Raw genomic sequence first — 19,495 nt, 5'->3', positions numbered from 1 at the left:
CGATGCGCGAACGACTTCGCGAACCGCGTTTTCACGTCGTTCACGGCGCTCACGCAACCCACACAATCCTCGTATTTCACGCATTTCACGCATGCAAGATTCCAACGAAAGCCGGCCGCCTGGGCTGCGGCTGCTGAAGGGCATTCTTCCGGTCCACCGTGCGACGGCGATCCGCGACGTCTTCGCGGGCATGTCGCTCGCGTCGATGGATATTCCGCAGGTGCTCGGCTATGCGCGCATCGCCGGCATGCCGGCCGTGACGGGCCTCTATACGGTGTTCCTGCCGCTCATCGCGTTCGCTTGCTTCGGCGCATCGCGCCATCTGGTGGTTGCCGCCGACTCCGCGACCGCGACGATCTTCGCGAGCCGCCTGTCGTCGATGGCGCCCGCCGGCAGCGCCGACTATGTGGCGCTGGCCGGCATGGTCGCGCTGCTGACGGCCGCGATGCTGCTGCTCGCGCGTATCTTCAAGCTCGGCTTTCTCGCCGATTTCCTGTCGCGCACGGTGCTGGTCGGTTTTCTCGCGGGCGTCGGCGTGCAGGTGTCGATCGCGATGCTCGGCGACATGCTCGGCCTGGCCGTGCCGTATCCGGCGTCGCGCAGCGTCGCCCAGCTCGACTACGTGATCACGCATGCGGCGCATGCGCATCGGCCGACGCTCGCGCTGGCCGTGCTCGTCGTCGTCGCGATTCTCGCGTGCAAGCGGTGCCTGCCGCGCGTGCCGATGCCGATGATCGCGGTTGCGGGCAGCATCGCCGCGAGCTATGCATTCGGCTTTTCCACGCGCGGCATCGAGGTGCTCGGGCCGGTCGCGGGCGGTTTGCCGCCGCTGCGCTGGCCGTCCGTCACGTGGCAGCAGTTCCTCGATCTCGTGCCGGTTGCCGCGTCGTGCTTCGTGATGATCGTCGCGCAGAGCGCGGCGGCGGCGCGCGTGTTTGCGCAAGAGTATGGCGAGGACGTCGACACCAACGCCGACATCCTCGGGCTCGCGGCCGCGAACGCGGCGGCGGCGGTGGGCGGCGCGTTCGTCGTGAACGGCAGTCCGACGCAGACCGCGATGGCCGACGGCGCGGGCGTGCGCAGCCAGATCGGGCACCTGACGTTCGCCGCGGTCGTCGCGGTCGTGCTGCTGTTCCTGAGCGCGTATCTGCAGTACCTGCCGCATGCGGTGCTGGCCGGCATCGTGTTCACGATCGCGCTCGGGCTGATCAACGTGCGCAGCCTCGCGGCGATCCGCAAGGAAAGCCCCGGCGAATTTACGCTCGCGCTCATCACCGCCGTGGCCGTCGTGACGGTCGGCGTCGAGCACGGCATCCTGCTGGCCGTCGCGTTGTCGCTGATGCGGCACGTACGGCACAGCTACCAGCCGCATACGATGGTGCTCGAGGCCGTGGAAGGCAACGGGCGCTGGCAGCCGGTGCCGTCGCGGCCCGGCGCGATGACGGCGCCCGGGCTGATCGTCTACCGGTTCGGCTCCGACCTGTTCTTCGCGAACGACCATCGGTTCGCCGCCGAAGTGACCGCGCTCGTCGACGCGGCGCCCGCGCCGCTGCGCTGGTTCATCGTCGATGCGGGGGCGATCACCGATCTCGACTACTCGGCCGCGCGCACGGTGACCGATCTCGTCAACGCGCTGCACGACCGCCGGATCGGCGTGCTGTTCGGGCGCGTGAACCGCTATCTGCACGCGGACATGGAACGTCACCGGATCACGGCGATCGTCGGGGCGTCGTGCATTTTCCCGACGCTGCACCAGGCGCTGGAGGCCGCGGGCATGGCGGCGACGCCGCAGGAGCCGGGCGTGGTGTAGCGCGCAGTGCGAAGCCTAGGCGGCTGCGCGCAGGCGCGTGAAGCCGTTGCGCAAGTGGCGGGCCAGCTCGGCGGCGGCCGGCGTGTGCTGGCCGCGCGGCAGATGGAGGTTGATCGCGAAGTTCGGCAGCGCGGGCAGGCCGCTGTCGGCCGGCAGGATGTCGAGATCGGCCGGCACGGTGGATGCGAGCCAGACGGTCACCGCGAGATCGGCGCGCACGGTTGCGGCCGTCGCGTCGAGGCTGCCGTTCTCGAACAGCGTGCGCCATGCGCGATCGCATTCCCGCAGCGTGTCGAGCACGGTCGGGCGGAACGCGCAGGTTTGTGCGACCATCGACACCGGCAGCGGCGTGCGCCGATACGCGGCGCCGCCTTTCGCACCGACCCACACCAGACGATCGACGGCGACACATTCGCCGCCCGGTTGCCCGACCGGCGCCTCGATCAGCGCGACGTCGATCTCGCCCTGCCTGAGCGCGCGGCGCAGTTCCGGCGACGCCGCGCACACGAGCGACAGCGCGACTTGCGGATGCGCTTGCGCATAGCCTTTCAGAATCGGCGCGAGGCAGCTGCCGACGAGATCCTGCGGTGCGCCGACGCGCACCGATCCTTCCATCGCGCCGGCCGTCATGTCGGCCAGCAGCGCATCGTGCGCGGCGAGCAGCCGGCGCGCCTGCCCGAGCAGCCGCTCGCCATCCGCCGTGAGCAGCAGGTTGCGATGCTCGCGCACGAACAGCGGGCCGGACAGCGTTTCGAGCCGCGCGACCTGCTGGCTGACCGCGCCTTGCGTCAGGTGCAGCGCGCGACTCGCCGCCGTCATGCTGCCGTGATCGGCGACGGTGACGAAGGCGCGAAGCAGGGCGATGTCGAGGTTGCGTACCATGCATCGCATTATGGATGCTAATGACAGGGATAAAAAGCTTTCGCTGTCGTAATGCTTCGGGCGCGGGTAAAAACGGGGTTTCGACGACGATGACCGGGAGCCCTCGTGCTGCTTCGCGACTACCTGCCGCTGATGCTTTTCGTGATCGTATCCACCGGGACGCCCGGCGGCGCGACGACGCTTGCGACCGCGTCGGGCGCGCATTTCGGTTACCGGCGTTCGTTGCCGATGATGGCGGGCATCGCGGCCGGCCTTGCGTCGATGGCGGCCGCGGCGGCGGCCGGGCTCGGCAGCGTATTGCTGGCGCTGCCCGCGCTGCAGCTCGCGATGAAGGTGCTCGGCTCGTTGTATCTGCTGTGGCTGGCCGTGCGCATCGGGCGCGGCGGTAAGCCCGGCTTCGACACCGCCGTGCAGCGGCCGCAGCGATTCGTCAGCGGCGTGTGGATGCTGTGGCACAACCCGAAAGGCTGGGCGATGACGCTCGGCGCGGCCGCGTCGTTCGCCGCGCTTGCTTCCGGCCCGGTGACGCTCGGCGCATTGCTCGGCGTCGCGTTCGGCGTCGCCGCGATGGCGTCGCTGTCGCTCTGGTGTTGCGCCGGGTTGCTGTTCGCACGCGTGCTGCGCACCGAGCGGCAGTGGCGTTGCGTGAATGCCGGGCTGGGGCTGTTGCTCGCGGCGTCGATCGTGCCGATGTGGCTGCCGTAGCGGGGCGCGCGCAACGCGCAGCCCCGCCGCTCAGCGCGAACCGGCCCGCGCATGGCTTGTACGCGCTCCGCCTGCGCCGCTCGACCACAGCGGCAACCGGAGCGTCGTGACGAAGCTCGCCGCATGCAGCGCGCAAAGCAGGCCGAACGCCCACGCGTACGCGGCGCCAGGCGTGCCGCCGGTCGACGCCGATTCCACGTGCAGCCGCCACGCGAGAAACAGCGTGCATATCGTCGTGAACGTCGGGCCGCCGAGCCGCTGGACGATATTGAGCGACGTCGTCGCCATCGGCAGGTTGCGCCGGTCGACCGACGCATACGCGGCGGAAATCGACGGCGCGCCGATCGCGCTCTGGCCCATCCCGCGCAGAAACAGCGCGGGCACGAGCACGTAAGGATCGTAGCCGGTCAGCGCGAGATACACGAACGGCAGCGTGGCGAAGAGCGCAAGCATCGCGCCGGCGGCGGCGAGCCGGCGCACGCCGAACCGGCTCGTCAGCGCGCCCATCGACGGATAGGTGACGAGCATCCCGAGCCCGAGCGGCGCCAGCAGCCACCCCATCTCGCCGGGCGAGCGGCCGCATGCGTCGATCAGGAACACCGGAATCAGCATCTGGCCCGCGTAGATCGTGCCGTTCGACAGAAACTGCGTGCCGGCCGCCGCGCCGAACACGCGCGAGCGAAACAGCGCGAGATCGATCAGCGCGTGCTCGCCCTTGCGCCGTTCGACGCGCAGGAACGCCGCGAGCAGCAGCGCCGAGCATGCGATCGCCGCGATGCCGAGTGCGGCGTCGATCCGCTCGGCGCCGTACAGGAACAGCACGAGCGCCGGCGACAGCAGCGCAAGGCCGACCCAGTCGAGCGCTCGCCGTTGCGTTTCCTCGCGGTCGCCGGGCAGGAACCACACGGCCAGTGCGAGCGCCAGCGCGCCGACGGGCAGATTCACGAGAAAGAGCCAGCGCCACGACGTGTGCTGCAGAATCGCACCGGCGACGACGGGGCCCAGGATCGGCGCGATCAGGACGGGCACCGCCGCATAGCCGATCACGCGCGCCATCTGCTGGCCGGCCACGCGCGCGATCATCATCTGCGCCATCGGCGCGAGCAGCCCGCCGCTGACGCCTTGCAGCACGCGAAACGCGATCAGCGACGGCGCGGACCACGCGAGCCCGCACAGCGCCGACGTCAGCGTGAACGCGGAGAAACACCACAGGTACAACGCTTTCGCGCCGATGCGATCGACCAGCCAGCCGTTCAGCGGCAACACCAGCGTGAGCGCGAGCAGGTAGCCGCTCGTCACCCACTGGATCGTCGACAGGCTTGCGTGCAGGTCGGTCGCGAGGCTCGACAACGACACGTTGACGATCGTCGCGTCGAGCTGCGACAGCAGCGAACCGAGCGTCGCGACCGCGCTGACCTTCCAGATCGACGGGGCGAGCCGGCCGGTCGCGCGGCCCGGCGACGGCTGCGCGTGCGGGTCGCTCACGCGCCGCGCTGGTCGAGCAGCGCAAGGATGTCTTGCGTCGAGCCCGTTTCGCCGAGGCGCGGGAACAGGCGTTCGATGCTGTTCGTGTGCGCATCCGCGTTCAGGTCGGTCATCGCGTCGACGGCGAGCGTCACGTTGTAGCCGAGTTCGTGCGCCTGGCGCGCGGTCGATTCGACGCCGATGCTGGTCGCGATCCCGGTCAGCACGATCTGCGTGACGCCGGCCGCCTTCAGGTGCGCGTCGAGATCGGTGCCGGTAAACGCGCCCCAGGTTTTCTTCGTGACGACGTGGTCGCCGGGCTGGCGGTCCAGTTCGGGGATCAGGTCGGCCCAGTCGGCCGGGAACGGGTCCTTGCGCGGCGGTTGCTGCGTGCGGCCCGGTGCGCCGCCGGCGACGTTGACGAGTACGACCGGCAGGCCGCGGCGGCGGAATGCGTCGAGCAACGTGCGCGTGCGTTCGATCACCGGGGCGACCGGATGGGAGGTCGGCAGCGTCACGATGCCTTTTTGCAGGTCGATGACGACGAGCGCCGTGTTCGTGTCGAGACGGGTTGTGCTCATGAGACGGATGCTCCGTGAATGGGGCGAAGGAAAGCGTGCACGCGGATGCCGCGCCGCACGCCGGCGGGAATTACTGCTCGCCGATGCGCCGGATCAGCGGGATCGCGGCGGCGAGCGTACGGATGTCTTCGGGGTCGAGCTTCTCGATCGCGGCGCCGAGCCACTTGTGCTTCGCGGTATCGCGCTTGCGCCGCGCCGCGACGCCGGCCGCGGTCAGCAGGAACAGGATCTGGCGGCCGTCGGTGGGATGCGGCTCGCGTTCGACGAGCCCGTCTTCCTCGAGGCTCGCGAGAATCGCCTTCATCGACTGCGGCTTCATTGCTTCGGCGCGGGCGAGATCGGCGGTCGTCATCGGGCCCTGTCGCTCGAGTCGCGCGAGCGCGCTCGTCTGCGACATGCCGAGCCCTTCGGACTCGATCTCGGAGCGCAGCCGGCGAATGAGCTGACCGACTGCAAGGGTCAGATCGGCGGCGACGGCTTCGGCGGAAACGCCGGACGTGCGGGGAGGGTTCATGCGGCGGATCATAGAATACGACAGTTAAACTTGCAAGTTTAACTGTCGAATTGAAAGGTGGATCGCGATGCGTCGGCGATCGGGCGGGCGGAACCGCGTATCGCCGCGGACTGGCGGACTGGCGGGCTGCCGGTGGCGAACGGCGGGGCGCTATGCGGGGCGCGGCGGCGCGATCGGCACGACGTCGTTGTCGCGCGGCGACGCGTTCTCGTGCAGCAGATCGCCGAGATATTGCGCGAGCTCGTCCGCGGCGATCGCGGACGGAATCTGCAGGTTGGCCGGCCGCCGCTTGCCCTCGGCGCCGAGATCGAACACGGCCCAGCGGTCGTTCGTACGCACCACGGCGAGATGGCGCCCGAACGCGTTGAAACGGTACTCCTGCTGCATCGTAGCGCTCCTTCGTGACGAATGCGCCGGCTGCGTGCGCGGCTTTACCGGATCGAGCAGGTCAGCCAGCGATGAATCTTCAGCGCATCGCTCGACACGCCGGCGCGCGTCGGCGCGCCGAGCAGCACGATCGTTTCGCGGCGGCCCTTCACGCGCATGCGCATCACGACGCCGTGCCCCGATTCGTTGATGAAGCCGGTTTTCTGCAGCCGGATCGGCAGGCGGCCGTAGCGGACGAGCGGATCGGAATTCACGTACAGCAGTTCGCCGTCGCCGGGCCGCACGGTCGTCGACGTGTCCGTCGAAAAATAGCGGATCAGCGGATCCTGTGCGGCGGCGCCGACGAGTCGCGCGAGATCCTCGGCCGTCGACACGTTGTGCGGCGACAGGCCGGTCGGCTCGCGGAAGTGCGTATGGCGCATTCCGAGCCGGCGCGCTTCGCGGTTCATCGCCTTCACGAACGCGGCGCGTCCGCCCGGATAGTCGCGGCTCAGCGCGGCCGCCGCGCGGTTTTCCGACGACATCAGCGCGATATGGAACATCTCGCGGCGCGACAGTTCGGCGCCGATCGGCAACCGGGAACCCGTGAACTTGATCGTGTCGCGGTCGCGTGCGGTGACGCGCAGCACGCCGTTCAACGGACGATCGGCGTCGCGCGCGACGACGGCGGTCATCAGCTTCGAGATCGATGCGATCGGCCGCACGGTGCGTGCGTTGCGCGCCAGCAGCGGTGTGCCGGAGTCGACGTCGAGCACGTAGGCTGCGCGTGAGTGCAGCGAGCGCACCGCGCGTGGACTGTAGCCGCAACTCGCGAGCAGGTTCGGTTTTGCGGCCGGGCGCGCACGAACCGCGCTCGTGCGCTTCGCGCGCCGGTGTTGCGGCGCGGGTGCGGCGTGATGCTTGACCGCATGATGCTTCGCGCGCGGGCGGCGATGCTTGACGGTCTTGTGCTTGCGGTGGGCGGGTTTCTTCTTGACGACTTGCGCATGCGCATGGGGTGACGCGGTGCGATTCGGTTGCGCGCGCTGCGCGGACGCGTTCGCCGCGAACGCGAGTGTCAGGAACGAGAGGGCGATGATGAGGGTCGTCCGGGCGCGAGGCAGGCGCGCGATGAGGCCGGTCAAGCGAAAGTCTCCTTTTCACGCGCGTTGCGGCGGCGCGAAATGCGTGGGCGGTCAGCGGGTGCGGGAAATTATAAGGTCGATCGCGCGGCGATGACGATGGATGCGGATGAAATCGCGCGTGATATGGCCGGATTCCTGCGGTTTTTGCTGAGGATCGGACGCGCGCGGTCGGCCGAGGGCGTGCTGCGCCGCCGCTCAGCGCGGCCAGTTTCGTCGCGATACGACCGCGAAACTGATCGCGATCGATCCCGTCATCGGGCGCGGCGGTGTGTCGTTCAGCGCATCGCCGAAGCGCGGGCGGCGGCTGCGTCCGTCGGCGCGCGCGGCACGGCGCGCGGGCGTCGGTGTTTCGGGCACGGCAACGCATTCGTCGGCGACGATCGTGTCGCACGACATGTCGGACAGGCACTCGGACGCGTGATCGATGCACATGGCAGTGAATTCCGGGAGGGGGATGTCCGTATTGAACGTCACGCCGTTCGATCAGTAAAATGAATGTTTTGATCGTTACGATTCCTTTGAAGAATGGAACTGAAACTGCTGCGCACGTTCCTGACGGTCACCGAGCTCAGTCATTTCAGCCGCGCGGCCGATACGCTGCACATGAGCCAGCCGGCGCTGAGCAAGCAGATCGGCGCACTCGAAGCGAGCCTTGGCGGCAAGCTGTTCGAGCGCGGGCGGCATGGCGCGGAGCTGACGCCGTTCGGCGAACGCTTCCTGCCCGACGCGCAGGCGCTCGTACGCGATGCCGACGAGATCCTTGCGCGGGCGAGGGAAGCGACCAGCGGGCAGCGCGGGCATCTGCGGCTCGGCATCTGTCTGTCGGTGCTGACGCTCGTGCCGAAGCTCGTCGCGGAATTCCGTCGCCGCAATCCGGGCATTGCCGTCACGCTGAGCGACCTGTCGTCGTCCGAGCAGACGCGCCGGCTGCGCGCGGGCAAGCTCGATGCCGGTTTCCTGCGGCTGCCGTCCGATGAAGGGCTGTCGTCGTTCAAGGTGATCGACGAGGCGCTTGCGCTCGCGGTGCCACCGCATCTTGGTTTCAAGCGCGTGCCGGCCGAGCTCGACGTGCTCAACGAGATCGGCTTCATCGCGCTGCAGCGTGCGCGCGGCCCCGGGCTTGCCGCACAGATCGACCGATGGTGCGTCGAGCGGCGCTTCGTGCCGCATGTGACGCAGCAGGCGGAGGATGTGCAGTCGGTGCTGACGTCGGTCGCGGCCGGCGTCGGTGTCGCGTTCATTCCGTCGCATGCGCAATACCTGCTGCGCGACGCGGCCGTGCTGCCGCTCGACGGCCGGGATGCGAAGTGGCGCGTCGGGCTTGCATGGTTGTCCGGCCGCGACGATCCCGTCACCACGCGCTTCGTGTCGTTCATGCGCAGCGCGATCAAGGGCGCGCAAGCGCGCGTATAGTGTCCGCGATGGCGTCTTTCCCGAACGCCGGCCTTGCGCCGGCTCACGAACCCGAACCGATGACCTCAGAATCCGACGACTCCCCGCTCGATCCCGCACTCGTCGCGACGCTCGCGACCTTGAACGAGGCCGCGGCCGATCCGGCCGGCAAAACGTGGTCGCTGCCGAAGATCGCGAAGCGCACGCAGTTGCCGATGAGCACGCTGCGCCGCGTGCTGACGCAGCTCGATGCCGCGGGCCTCAGCGCGACGACGCTGAACGAAGACGGCACCGGCAGTGCCGCGTTGACCGGCGAAGGGCGTGCGGTGTGCGCGCAACTGTTCGGGGCGAACGACGCGAAATAAGAAAGGCCGCTCGAAAGCGGCCCTGCGTAGTGCGGTTCGACATGCGGCGTCGGCGCATCATCACCCATCGCCGCGCATCACCATCGCGCCGTTACCCCGCCCATGATCGAGTGACGATAGGTTTGATCGTTCAGCCCATGCCGGTAGCCGACGTCGAGATCGAGCCAGCTCTTTGGCGAATAGATCGCCCCGGCGATCACGAACGCCGGGTTCGCGGCGGCTGTGCTTTCCGTATTGCGCGACATGCCGATGTCGGCCACGAGCTGCAGCGTGTCGGTCGCCTTGACGAGCGCCGCGGCCGACACGGCCCAGGCTGAACTCAGGTCGCCCTGGCGATTCGGCTGGTAAGCCAGGCCCGCATTCGCGAGCAGCGACACGCGCCCGACGTCGGCCTGCGCGAGCAGCGTCGCGCCGGTGCCGACGCGGCCCGTGCCGAGCCCGCGACCGTCGTTGCCGGTGGGCATCGTCAGCTGCGGTTTCAGCGCGAGCGACAGCGGCCCGCGCTCGACGAAGCGCCATTTCATGCCGATCTCGACATCGCCGATCCCGGTGCCGTTGTCGTCGGTGCGCGTCTGCAGATGCGTATAGGGCGCGTTCACGTAGAGATCGACGCGTTCGCCGAATCCGCGCGTGAGCGTCGCGTTCCAGTATTGATGGCGGCCGTTCTCGTCCTGTTTCGAGGTTTCCTCGGCATTGAGCTCGAACTGCCAGTTCGCGTTGCCCTGCGTGCCCGTGTCGTCGCTGACGAGCGGATGGGCCGCGTAGGCGTTCAGCGGTGCGAGCAGGGCGCTCGCGGCCGCGAGCGGGAGCATTCTTTTCATCACGTCACCTGTCGTGCGTCGTGGGCGGCCGGCCCGGTCGGGCCGGCACGCCATCGTCGGAGGGGAATCAGAACCACTGCTTGTAGCGGCGGACGTAGATCGTCTTCACGATCTGCGCGAGCAGGATGTAGCCGACCATCGTTGCCGCGAGCCACAGCCAGTAGGTGCCCGGCAGGTGCATGAAGCCGAGCGAATCCGCGAACGGCGAGAACGGCAGCCAGCAGCCGATCGCGATCGCGGTGAACGTCGACAGCAGCACCGGCAGCGCGGCCGTGCTCTGCAGGAACGGGATCTTCTGCGTGCGCAGCAGGTGTACGACGAGCGTCTGCGACACGAGGCTCTCGATGAACCAGCCCGAGTTCATCACGATCTGGCCGCCCGAACCGCCGTGCAGGTGATACATCGCGCCCGCGCCGAACACCGTCCACATCAGCACGTACGTCGTGATGTCGAACACCGACGAGGTCGGCCCGACCCACAGCATGAAGCGGCTGATGTTGCCGGCTTCCCACTTGCGCGGCTTCTTCAGGAACTCGGGATCCATCCTGTCCCACGGCAGCAGCATCTGCGACGTGTCGTAGATCAGGTTCAGCACGAGCAGCTGGGTCGCGAGCATCGGCTCCCACGGCAGGAACGCACTGGCGACGAGCACCGAGAACACGTTGCCGAAGTTCGAGCTGGCGGTCATGTTCAGGTACTTCAGGATGTTGCCGAACGTCTCGCGGCCCTTGATCACGCCTTCTTCCAGCACCATCAGGCTCTTTTCGAGCAGGATGATGTCGGCGGTTTCCTTCGCGATGTCGGCGCCGCTGTCGACCGAGATGCCGACGTCGGCGTCGCGCAGCGCGGGCGCGTCGTTGATGCCGTCGCCGAGGAAGCCGACGGTGTGGCCGTTCGCCTGCAGCGCCTTGACGATGCGCGCCTTCTGCAGCGGCGTGAGCTTCGCGAACACGGTCGTGCGTTCGACGACCTGTGCGAGCGTCGCATCGTCGAGCGCATCGATTTCCGCGCCGAGCACCGGCTTGCCCGGCTTGAGGCCGACTTGCCGGCAGACCTTGATCGTCACGGTCGGGTTGTCGCCCGTCAGCACCTTCACGGCGACGCCGTTCTCGCGCAGCGCGGCGAGCGCCGGCGCGGCCGATTCCTTCGGCGGATCGAGGAAAGTCAGGAAGCCGCGCACGACGAGGTCGCGCTCGTCGGCGGTGCGGTACTGTTCGCGTTCGTCGCCGCGCGGGATCATGCGCGTCGCGAGCACCAGCACGCGGAAGCCGTCCTCGTTGTAGGCATTGGCCTGTTCGAGCAGCCGCTTGCGCGCCACGTAATCGAGCGGGCGCACGCCGTCCTCGTCCTGCACGTGGGTCGACACCGCGAGCATTTCCTCGACCGCGCCCTTGCAGATCAGCATGTGCGTGCCGTGAGCATCCTCGACGACGACCGACAGGCGCCGGCGCACGAAATCGAACGGCAGCTCGTCGATCTTCCGGTAGCCCTGCGGCTTCACGCGCTCGCCGATCTCGTCGGCGCGTGCGACGACCGCGATGTCGATCAGGTTCTTCTGGCCGCTCTGGTGGAAGCTGTTCAGCCAGCCGAGCCGCAGGATGTCCTCGTTCTTGTGACCGGACAGGTCGAGATGGTGTTCGAGGATGATCTTGTCCTGCGTGAGCGTGCCGGTCTTGTCGGTGCACAGCACGTCCATCGCGCCGAAGTTCTGCACCGAGTTCAGCCGCTTCACGACGACCTTGCGGCGCGCCATCGCGATCGCGCCGCGCGCGAGGTTCGCGCTGACGATCATCGGCAGCATTTCGGGCGTGAGGCCGACGGCCACCGCGAGCGCGAACGTGAGCGCGCTTAGCCAGTCGCCCTTGGTCAGGCCGTTGATCATGAACACGATCGGCACCATCACGAACATGAACTTGATCAGCAGCCAGCTCACGCTCGCGACGCCGCGATCGAAGCTCGTCTCGATGCGCTTGTGGCTCACGACGTTGCGGGCGAGCGAACCGAAGTAGGTGTCCTCGCCGGTCGCGACGACGACGGCCGTCGCGGTGCCGCTGACGACGTTGGTGCCCATGAAGCACACGTTCTCGAGGTCGAGCAGCGACCCCGGCGCATCGTTGGCCGCGCCGCCCGTGTCCGTGTTCGCGGACTTGCCGGCGACCGCGCCGAGCGTGTCGTACTTCTCGACCGGCAGCGCTTCGCCGGTCAGCACCGCCTGGCTGATGAACAGGTCGCGCGACGCGAGCAGGCGCACGTCGGCGGGGATCATGTCGCCGGCCGACAGGTGCACGATGTCGCCGGTCACCACTTCGCGCATCGGCACTTCGCGGCGTGCGGGCTCGGACGTGTCGGTCACCGCGCGCTGCACGGTGGCCGTGGTGCGGACCATCGCCTTGAGCTTCTCGGCCGCGCGCAGCGAACGGAATTCCTGCACGAAGCGCAGCAGCGCGCTGATCGTGACCATCGACAGCAGGATCGTCATGCCGACGTAGTCGCGATCGTCGGGCGCCGCGAAGTAGACGTCGGTGAAGAAGCTGATCGCGGCCAGCACCAGCAGCACGTAGACGAACGGATTGTGGAACGCGTGCAGCAACTGGCGCGTCCAGTGCGGCGGCTTGTCGTGCGCGATTTCGTTCGGACCGTAGTGCTGCAGCCGGTCGGCGGCCTGGTCGTAGGTGAGGCCGCGCGAACTGGTGCGCAGCGACTTGAAGGTTTCCTCGAGCGGGCGGGCCGCTTCCTGCGCGGCGCGCATGATGTGCGGTGCGTTCTGCTGGCCGGCGCCTGCGTTGATGAAGCCGCGCTGGTTCTTTTGCGATGTATTGCGTTGTGTCATGAGTCGCTCCTTGCGCACGAGGCGGCGGGCGGGGAGCGACCGTGACGTTATCGACGCACGAGCGCTTCCCGCCGCGTCGCGTCAGGCGCGATCGGCTGTGGATCGGTGAAGGGAGGAACGCTCGCCGGCGCACGGAATGCGATCGGATGGACGATGCGCAGCGTCGCACCGGCGAGCGGTAATCGACTACTGTCGTCTGAGTTCATCTGCACTCCTGTCGGTTGCGGATAGTCGGCACGGGCGATCGGCGGCTGCGCACGCACGAGGGTGTGCGGCCGGACGGCACGCGAACGGAAAACGCGCGCAGCTCGCGCTGCGCGCAGCACGAACGCACATGCGCATGACGCACGGTTGCGCAGCGCGGGCATTCGGCAATATCGAAAAAATACGGGCGGGGATTCTGGCCGGTCAGGCCGGAAGGGCGCCGCATCCTGCTTCCCGGGATGCGGCAGAAGACGAGGCTCTGCGCGGTTTCCTCAGGCAGCAGTCAAGTTGGTCGAGGACCAACTACAACTCGCATCGGTGTTCACAGAACACTCCATGTAATTAGACGGGGGCGATGGTAATGGGTCGTCGTGCGAAGCGTCAACCCTTTTTATGCCCTTTTTTCCGGCATTTCTTGCAGAACTCTTGCAGAACGTTAACGCGACGATTTTCTGACGGTGAGCAAGCAAAACCGCGCGCATGCGAGGCACGCATGCGCGCGGTCGGGGCGAGGCAGCGACGCGTTACTGCGACGATGCCGTGATGGCCGCGCCTGCGTCGAGAATGCCGGAGCCGGCCGGCAGTGCCGTGCACGACGTGCTCGTCGGCAGTATCGCGGCGCGCGCGCCGCCTTGCAGCTTCTGCTGGATCTGCGCGGGCGTGAGGTTGCCGTTCACCGACAGCATCAGCGCGGCGGCGCCGGCCACCTGCGGCGTCGCGAAGCTCGTGCCGCTCGCGGTGCCGTACGTGTCCGCGCCCGGCGTCGTCGTGCCGCCGTTGGCCGTCGACACGATGTTGACGCCCGGTGCGCTCAGTGCGACGTCGGTGCCGAAGTTGCTGAACGATGCACGCCGGCCGGTTGCATCGGTCGCACCGACGCTGATCACGCCGCGGCAGTTCGCGGGCTGGTCGAGCCCGGTCGACAGGCCGTCGTTGCCGGCGGCGACCACGACGGTCACGCCCTTCGCGTTCACGTCGTCGATCGCCTGCTGGAACGTCGCGCTGCATGCGCCGACGCCGCCGAGGCTCAGGTTGATGATCTTCGCGGGCGTCGGGTTCGCCGGGACGCCGTTGACCGGAATGCCGGCCGCCCAGCGCATCGCGTCGGCGATGTCGCTCGTCACGCCGCCACACTTGCCGAGCACGCGCACCGGCAGGATCCGGCCGAGCCACGACATACCGGCGATGCCGATGCCGTTGTTGGCCGTCGCGCCGATCACGCCCATCACGCGCGTGCCGTGCCAGCTGCTGGTGCTCGGTTCGCTCGCGCAGTGATAGTACGGGCCGCTCGCGTCGTCGAGTTCCTGCTGCGTGACCCAGTCGCCCGGATCGGTTGCGTCGCCGCTGCGGGTCTGGCCGTTATTGCCGGTGTTGACGTTCGAGATGAAGTTGTAGCCGGGCAGCAGGTTGCCGACGAGGTCGGGGTGCGGCCGGTAGCCGGTGTCGAGCACGGCCGTGACGACGGTTGGCGAGCCCTTGGTGCGCGTCCATGCGGTCGGCACGTCGATGCCGGCGGTCGGATCGAACAGGTTCCACTGCTGGCCGTAGTTGGGATCGCTCGGCGTGTCGCGGATCTGCATCGGGTGATCCGGTTCCGCGTAGTCGACGTCGCTGTCGGCGGCGAACGCCTGCGCGAGCGCCGCGGCATCGCCGGCCGCGATGCGCTGGCCGATCGACAGCACGGCCGCGCCGTTCGACAGGGTTCGCTCGACCTGGACGTCGAGCGGCGCCTGCGACGTCGTCGCGGCGGCATAGGCGCGTGCGGCGCCGCTCGCCGTCGGCGCGTTCCAGCGCGTCATCGAACGCTGGATCACGGCGTCGAGCCGCGTGCCGGTGTCGACGGCCGCCATCGCGCGGGCGGCCGTCAGCGTCTTCAGTTTGACGATCAGGTGATCGACCGGCGGCTCGGCTGGTGCGGCGGTCTGGGCCGCCATCTGCACGGCGGCCTGCTGCGTCGCGCACGCGTTGCTGCCGCTGGTGGCGGGCGGTGTCGTCGGGCTGGGGCTGGGGTTCGGGGTTGGGCTAGGCGCGGGCGCCGGTGCGGCATTGGAAGACGACGGATTACTGCCGTCGCCACCGCCGCCGCCGCAACCGGCGAGGGGAACGAGTACGGCGGCGGACAGCATGCCGGCGAGTACGCGCGTATGAGTGGAGCGGACCAGCGCGGAATTGAAACGTTTGGCTCTCATGGTGAAACTCGATCCTCGTAGATAACCGTCGTGCCGGCGGTAACGCTCGATCCGGTGAAGGCCGGACCTTGTGGTTTTTGTCTGACGATCGAAGCAGGTTGCTGCGACGCGCCATGCAATGGGTAACGGCTGCCACGGCGGCTTCTTGAGTGGGTTTCGGCAGAAAAAAACAAACGGGCGCAAACGATTACGTTGCTGCGATGCAGCATGCGTGCGGCATCCGGCATCGGCTGCCGGGACGGCGGGGCGCGAGCGAATACGGCCGGCCGGGCGCGACGCGCGGCGCATGCGCGACGGACACGCGTTTGCGCGGCACGGAAAAAGGGCCGCCTGCGCGCGTTCGCGCTGGAAGGTTCCTTACGCTTTCCCTGATGCGACGCGAATTTTGTCGGGCGTACGATCGCGGTTCGATCACCGTTTCGTCAGGAGAAAAGCATGGATCGTCGCTTCCGTTGGCTGGCCGTCGCGTTGACCTGCGCGCTGGCCGGCACCGCGCATGCGCAGGCGCTCACCGGCACGCTGAAGAAGATCAAGGACACGGGCATCGTGTCGCTGGGGATCCGCGAGTCGTCGGTGCCGTTCTCGTATTCGGACAATGAGCAGAAGAACATCGGCTATTCGCGGGACATCGCGGCGCGCATCATCGACCGGATCAGGACGGATCTGAAGCTGCCGAACCTCACGGTGAAGGAAATCCCGATCACGTCGCAGAACCGGATTCCGCTGGTGCAGAACGGCACGATCGATTTCGAGTGCGGGTCGACGACCAACACGCTCGAGCGACAGAAGCAGGCCGCGTTCTCGGACAGCATCTTTCTGTATGGCATCCGCTTCAGCACGCGCAAGGATTCGGGCGTGAAGGATTTCCCGGACCTGGCGGGCAAGACGGTCGCGACGACGGCCGGCACGTCGGACGAGCGTCTGCTGCGCAAGCTCAACGAGGAGAAGGGGATGAACATGACGATCATCAGCGCGAAGGACCACGCCGAAGCGTTCATGAACGTCACGACCGGGCGCGCGGTGGCGTTCGTGATGGACGAGCCGCTGCTGTACGGCGAGATCGCGAAGGATCGCAACCCGGGCGCCTACACGGTGACGGGCACGCCGCTCGTTCACGAAAACTACGCGTGCATGATGCGCAAGGACGATCCGGCGTTCAAGCGCGTGGTCGACGACGTGATCGCGAAGATGCAGACGTCGGGCGCGGCCGAGAAGCTCTACGACCAGTGGTTCACGCAGCCGATTCCGCCGAAGGGCGTGAGCCTGAACTATCCGCTGTCGCCGGAGATGAAGCAGCTGTTCAGGAATCCCACGGATCAGGCGCAGTACTGATCGCGGCATCGTGCCCGCGTACAGGCCGGCACGTTGAATGCGCCGGCCGGTACGACTGAATCCCGTGAGCGGGGCCGCCGCTCCTGTCTGCTACGCGGCGCGCAGCCGGCTGCCATGAAGGTCCGCCGCGCCTTTCGCGCGGGATGTTGAAACCCGCTTCCTGATCTCCCTGCGGCCGCGCCGCATCTCGACGGGCCCCGGCCGGGGCCCCGTTTCCGCCATTCCGTCCCCTTGTTTGCCTGATCCGCCCGCGCATCGAAGTGCGGGTCGCGCATGCGCGCCCGGTTCGCGTCCGGTGACGCCGCTTGCCGCGTAAACCCGAATTCAGATTTCAATTTGAACTGGTCAGAATCGGCCGAAATTGTTCAACAATTTTCGGCGAAAAATCCCGGAGAGCCGCGCAGGGCGGCGTGCGGGAGGCGTTGTGATGTTTCAGCGCGGCGCCGAATCACTCGGGAGCTTCGCCATGTCCGCTCGTTTTTCGCTTCGGCATTTCCTCCGCAGCGCGCTTGTGCCGCTGACCTTCGCATGCTCGCTCGCATCGGCGGCTCCGCTGCAGACCGTGCGGCCCGGCACGCTGCTGGTGGGCTCCGACCTCACGTATCCGCCCTACGCGTACCTGGAAGCAGGCAAGCCCGCCGGCTTCGACGCCGAATTCTCGCGGATGCTGGCGCGCCACCTGAAGCTCGAGCCGGTGTTCCTCGATACCCGCTTCCCGGACCTGATCCTGGGAATGAAGGCGCGCCGCTTCGATGTCGTCGCGTCCGCGCTCTACGTGACGCCCGATCGCGAGAAGCAGGTCGATTTCGTGCCGTACCTGAAGACGGGCGCAGCGCTGCTCGTCGCGAAGGGCAGCGCGTTCCTGCCGAAGACGCCGCAGGACCTGTGCGGCAAGCGGGTCGGCTCGATCAAGGGGGCCTCGTGGACGCCGAAGTTGCGCACGGTGTCGCAGGACACGTGCAAGGCGGCCGGACGCGGAGAGATCGCGATCCTCGAGTTCCCGACCTCGCCGGAAGCGACGTCCGCGCTGATGTCGAAAGCGGTCGACGTCCAGATCGAGGATGCGGCCGTCGCGCAGGGGATTCCGAAGCAGACGAACGGGCGTGTCGAGATCAGTTCGACGACGCTGCTGTATCCGATCGTGATCGGCCTCGGCGTGACGAAAGGCGACAGCGGGCTGCAGGGCGCGCTCGAGGGCGCGCTGAACGACGCGAAGCGCAGCGGCGAATACGGCAGCCTCGTGAAGAAATACGGCCTGCAGGCGCCCACGCCGGCCGACGTTGCCGGCGCACTGGGTACCGCGAAGTAAGCCCGGAGCAGGCACGATCCGACCACCGCGTGCCGCGCAGGGCGGCCGCATCGCCCTCCGGGGTTGAGGAGTCTTCGATGCAGTTCGATTGGCACTATGCATTTCAGCTGTTGTGGGACAAGGATTTCTGGCGCGCCTGTGTCGTGGTCGTCGAACTCAGCGTCGCCGCGTGGGTGCTCGGGGTGGTGCTCGGGTTTCCGGTCGCGCTCGCGAGGCAGTCGCACCAGCCGCTGCTGAAGCGGGCGGCGGCCGTGTACATCTGGTTTTTCCGCAGCCTGCCGCTGCTCGTGCTGCTGGTATTCATCTACAACCTGCCGCAGGTCTTTCCCGCGACCAGCGTGGTGCTGTCGGATCCGTTCACCGCCGGCCTCATCGCAATGGTGCTGAGCGAAACCGCGTATTTCGCGGAAATCCATCGCGGCGGGATCCTGTCGGTGCCGCGCGGCCAGCTCGAGGCCGGCCGCGCGCTCGGCATCCGTTTCACGGGCATCCAGCGGCTGATCGTGATGCCGCAGGCAATCCGCATTGCGCTGCCGGCGCTCGCCAACGAGTTCATCACGATCGTGAAGCTCACGTCGCTGGTGTCGGTGATTTCGCTTGCCGAGATCCTGCTCGTCGGACAGCGGTTGTATACGCAGAACTTCCTCGTGTTCGAAACGATGCTGGCCGTCGCGTTCTATTACGTGCTGATCGTCACGGTGTTCAGCCGGCTGCTCGGCTATCTCGAGCGGCATCTCGACGTCAGTCGCCGCACGCCAGCGCAGGCCGGTCACGCGGCTCTCGAGCTGCCGTTGTCGGTGCCCGCCGTCGCGCCGAGGCCGCGGGCGAACGCCGAGTTCGCGCTGCGCCTGAAAGGGCTGCAGCAACGCTACGGCCGCCACGAGGTGCTGAAGGACATTCGCCTCGACGTCGCGCCAGGGCAGGTCGTGTCGATCATCGGCCCGTCCGGCTCCGGCAAGACCTCGCTGATCCGCACCATCAACGGCCTCGCACCGGTGAACGCGGGCGAGATCGACCTGTACGGCGAGTCGTTCATCCGTGCGTCCGGTGCGCACCCGCCGCGCGTGTCGAACGAGCGAATCCTGGATATCGGCATGGTGTTCCAGAGCTTCAACCTGTTCCCGCACCGCACCGCGCTGCAGAACGTGATGATGGCGCCGTGCTATCACCGGCAGGCCGATGCGGCTGCGATCCGGCTGCAGGCGTTGTCGCTGTTGTCGAAGGTCGGCATGCTCGAGCATGCGAACAAGTATCCGCATCAATTGTCGGGTGGTCAGCAGCAGCGTGTCGCGATTGCGCGCGCGCTCGCGACGCGGCCGTCGATCATGCTGTTCGACGAACCGACGTCGGCGCTCGATCCGGAGCTGGTCGGCGAAGTGCTGAAGGTCGTCGAAACGCTGGCCAGGGAAGGGATGACGATGATCATCGTGACGCACGAGATGAATTTCGCGTTCAAGGTGTCCGACCGGATCGTGTTCATGGAGAACGGACGCATCCTGTACGACGTGCCGCCAGACCGGATTCGCGGCAGCGCGGACGCGCGCGTGAAGGATTTCCTGAAGCACGTTCACTTCGCATGACGAATC

Annotated in this window: 19 protein-coding genes; 7 read left to right on the top strand and 12 right to left on the bottom strand. The window is 67.7% G+C overall.

Annotated elements, in window-relative coordinates; all coding sequences use genetic code 11:
• Positions 1 to 91 precede the first annotated feature (91 nt).
• A complete protein-coding gene (locus DCN14_RS08895; protein WP_096499829.1) occupies positions 92 to 1,810 on the top strand; it encodes a SulP family inorganic anion transporter in 1,719 nt (572 codons plus the stop codon).
• 15 nt (positions 1,811 to 1,825) lie between these two features.
• On the opposite strand, the gene DCN14_RS08890 is transcribed toward DCN14_RS08895, so the two are convergent.
• Positions 1,826 to 2,701: a LysR substrate-binding domain-containing protein gene (locus tag DCN14_RS08890; protein ID WP_096499827.1), complete on the bottom strand. Its 876-nt coding sequence runs from the start codon at positions 2,699 to 2,701 to the stop codon at positions 1,826 to 1,828.
• Positions 2,702 to 2,797: 96 nt separating this feature from the next.
• Between DCN14_RS08890 and DCN14_RS08885 the strand changes: the two genes are divergently transcribed.
• Positions 2,798 to 3,397 carry a LysE family transporter gene (locus tag DCN14_RS08885; RefSeq protein WP_096499825.1) on the top strand — a complete coding sequence of 200 codons (600 nt, stop codon included), beginning with the start codon at positions 2,798 to 2,800 and terminating at the stop codon, positions 3,395 to 3,397.
• A gap of 30 nt (positions 3,398 to 3,427) precedes the next feature.
• Here DCN14_RS08885 and DCN14_RS08880 read toward each other — a convergent pair whose 3' ends face one another.
• The 6 genes from DCN14_RS08880 to DCN14_RS08855 form a co-directional block, all read right to left on the bottom strand.
• A complete protein-coding gene (locus tag DCN14_RS08880) occupies positions 3,428 to 4,882 on the bottom strand; it encodes a DHA2 family efflux MFS transporter permease subunit (protein WP_096499823.1) in 1,455 nt (484 codons plus the stop codon).
• The gene (locus tag DCN14_RS08875) at positions 4,879 to 5,442 is read right to left on the bottom strand and encodes a cysteine hydrolase (RefSeq protein ID WP_096499821.1); all 564 of its coding nucleotides are present in this window, start codon (positions 5,440 to 5,442) and stop codon (positions 4,879 to 4,881) included. The genes DCN14_RS08880 and DCN14_RS08875 overlap by 4 nt, the downstream gene beginning before the upstream one ends.
• A gap of 70 nt (positions 5,443 to 5,512) precedes the next feature.
• Positions 5,513 to 5,968 (bottom strand): MarR family transcriptional regulator, encoded by a 456-nt coding sequence (locus DCN14_RS08870; protein WP_096499820.1) that lies wholly within the window; start codon positions 5,966 to 5,968, stop codon positions 5,513 to 5,515.
• A 138-nt stretch (positions 5,969 to 6,106) separates the two neighbouring features.
• Positions 6,107 to 6,343 carry a hypothetical protein gene (locus DCN14_RS08865; RefSeq protein WP_096499818.1) on the bottom strand — a complete coding sequence of 79 codons (237 nt, stop codon included), beginning with the start codon at positions 6,341 to 6,343 and terminating at the stop codon, positions 6,107 to 6,109.
• A gap of 44 nt (positions 6,344 to 6,387) precedes the next feature.
• A complete protein-coding gene (locus tag DCN14_RS08860) occupies positions 6,388 to 7,467 on the bottom strand; it encodes a serine hydrolase (protein WP_096499816.1) in 1,080 nt (359 codons plus the stop codon).
• 195 nt (positions 7,468 to 7,662) lie between these two features.
• Complete coding sequence (locus DCN14_RS08855) at positions 7,663 to 7,899, bottom strand: hypothetical protein (RefSeq protein WP_096499814.1); 237 nt, start codon at positions 7,897 to 7,899, stop codon at positions 7,663 to 7,665.
• Positions 7,900 to 7,992: 93 nt separating this feature from the next.
• On the opposite strand from DCN14_RS08855, the gene DCN14_RS08850 reads away from it, so the two are divergent.
• Together DCN14_RS08850 and DCN14_RS08845 are read left to right on the top strand one after the other, a co-directional pair.
• Entirely contained in the window at positions 7,993 to 8,880 is an 888-nt protein-coding gene (locus DCN14_RS08850; RefSeq protein WP_096499812.1) for a LysR substrate-binding domain-containing protein, read from the top strand.
• Between the two features lie 59 nt (positions 8,881 to 8,939).
• On the top strand, positions 8,940 to 9,224 hold the full coding sequence (locus tag DCN14_RS08845; RefSeq protein ID WP_096499810.1) for a transcriptional regulator: 285 nt from the start codon (positions 8,940 to 8,942) through the stop codon (positions 9,222 to 9,224).
• A 77-nt stretch (positions 9,225 to 9,301) separates the two neighbouring features.
• Here the strand turns inward: DCN14_RS08845 and DCN14_RS08840 are convergent, their stop codons facing one another.
• From DCN14_RS08840 to DCN14_RS37895, 5 genes are all read right to left on the bottom strand, one after another.
• Positions 9,302 to 10,045, bottom strand: coding sequence for a transporter (locus DCN14_RS08840; protein ID WP_096499808.1), 744 nt, complete (start codon positions 10,043 to 10,045; stop codon positions 9,302 to 9,304).
• Positions 10,046 to 10,112: 67 nt separating this feature from the next.
• Positions 10,113 to 12,875 (bottom strand): magnesium-translocating P-type ATPase, encoded by a 2,763-nt coding sequence (gene mgtA / locus DCN14_RS08835; RefSeq protein WP_096499806.1) that lies wholly within the window; start codon positions 12,873 to 12,875, stop codon positions 10,113 to 10,115.
• A 47-nt stretch (positions 12,876 to 12,922) separates the two neighbouring features.
• Complete coding sequence (locus tag DCN14_RS08830; RefSeq protein ID WP_096499804.1) at positions 12,923 to 13,243, bottom strand: hypothetical protein; 321 nt, start codon at positions 13,241 to 13,243, stop codon at positions 12,923 to 12,925.
• Positions 13,244 to 13,603: 360 nt separating this feature from the next.
• Complete coding sequence (locus DCN14_RS08820) at positions 13,604 to 15,268, bottom strand: S8 family peptidase (protein WP_096499800.1); 1,665 nt, start codon at positions 15,266 to 15,268, stop codon at positions 13,604 to 13,606.
• Entirely contained in the window at positions 15,265 to 15,477 is a 213-nt protein-coding gene (locus tag DCN14_RS37895) for a hypothetical protein (RefSeq protein WP_143331625.1), read from the bottom strand. Before DCN14_RS37895 ends, DCN14_RS08820 begins: the two co-directional genes overlap by 4 nt.
• A gap of 226 nt (positions 15,478 to 15,703) precedes the next feature.
• Here DCN14_RS37895 and DCN14_RS08815 point away from each other — a divergent pair, with 226 nt between their 5' ends.
• The 3 genes from DCN14_RS08815 (at position 15,704) to DCN14_RS08805 (ending at position 19,489) form a co-directional block, all read left to right on the top strand.
• Entirely contained in the window at positions 15,704 to 16,600 is an 897-nt protein-coding gene (locus DCN14_RS08815) for a glutamate/aspartate ABC transporter substrate-binding protein (protein WP_096499798.1), read from the top strand.
• Between the two features lie 466 nt (positions 16,601 to 17,066).
• Positions 17,067 to 17,909 carry an ABC transporter substrate-binding protein gene (locus tag DCN14_RS08810; protein ID WP_096499982.1) on the top strand — a complete coding sequence of 281 codons (843 nt, stop codon included), beginning with the start codon at positions 17,067 to 17,069 and terminating at the stop codon, positions 17,907 to 17,909.
• Positions 17,910 to 17,986: 77 nt separating this feature from the next.
• Positions 17,987 to 19,489 (top strand): amino acid ABC transporter permease/ATP-binding protein, encoded by a 1,503-nt coding sequence (locus tag DCN14_RS08805; protein ID WP_096499796.1) that lies wholly within the window; start codon positions 17,987 to 17,989, stop codon positions 19,487 to 19,489.
• Positions 19,490 to 19,495: the final 6 nt, after the last annotated feature.

This window comes from Burkholderia sp. IDO3 (assembly GCF_003366075.1).
In the GTDB taxonomy this organism is placed as follows: Bacteria; Pseudomonadota; Gammaproteobacteria; order Burkholderiales; family Burkholderiaceae; genus Burkholderia; species Burkholderia anthina.
The sequence above is the reverse complement of the archived record's forward strand: the minus strand, read 5'-3'. Positions and strand labels throughout refer to the sequence as shown.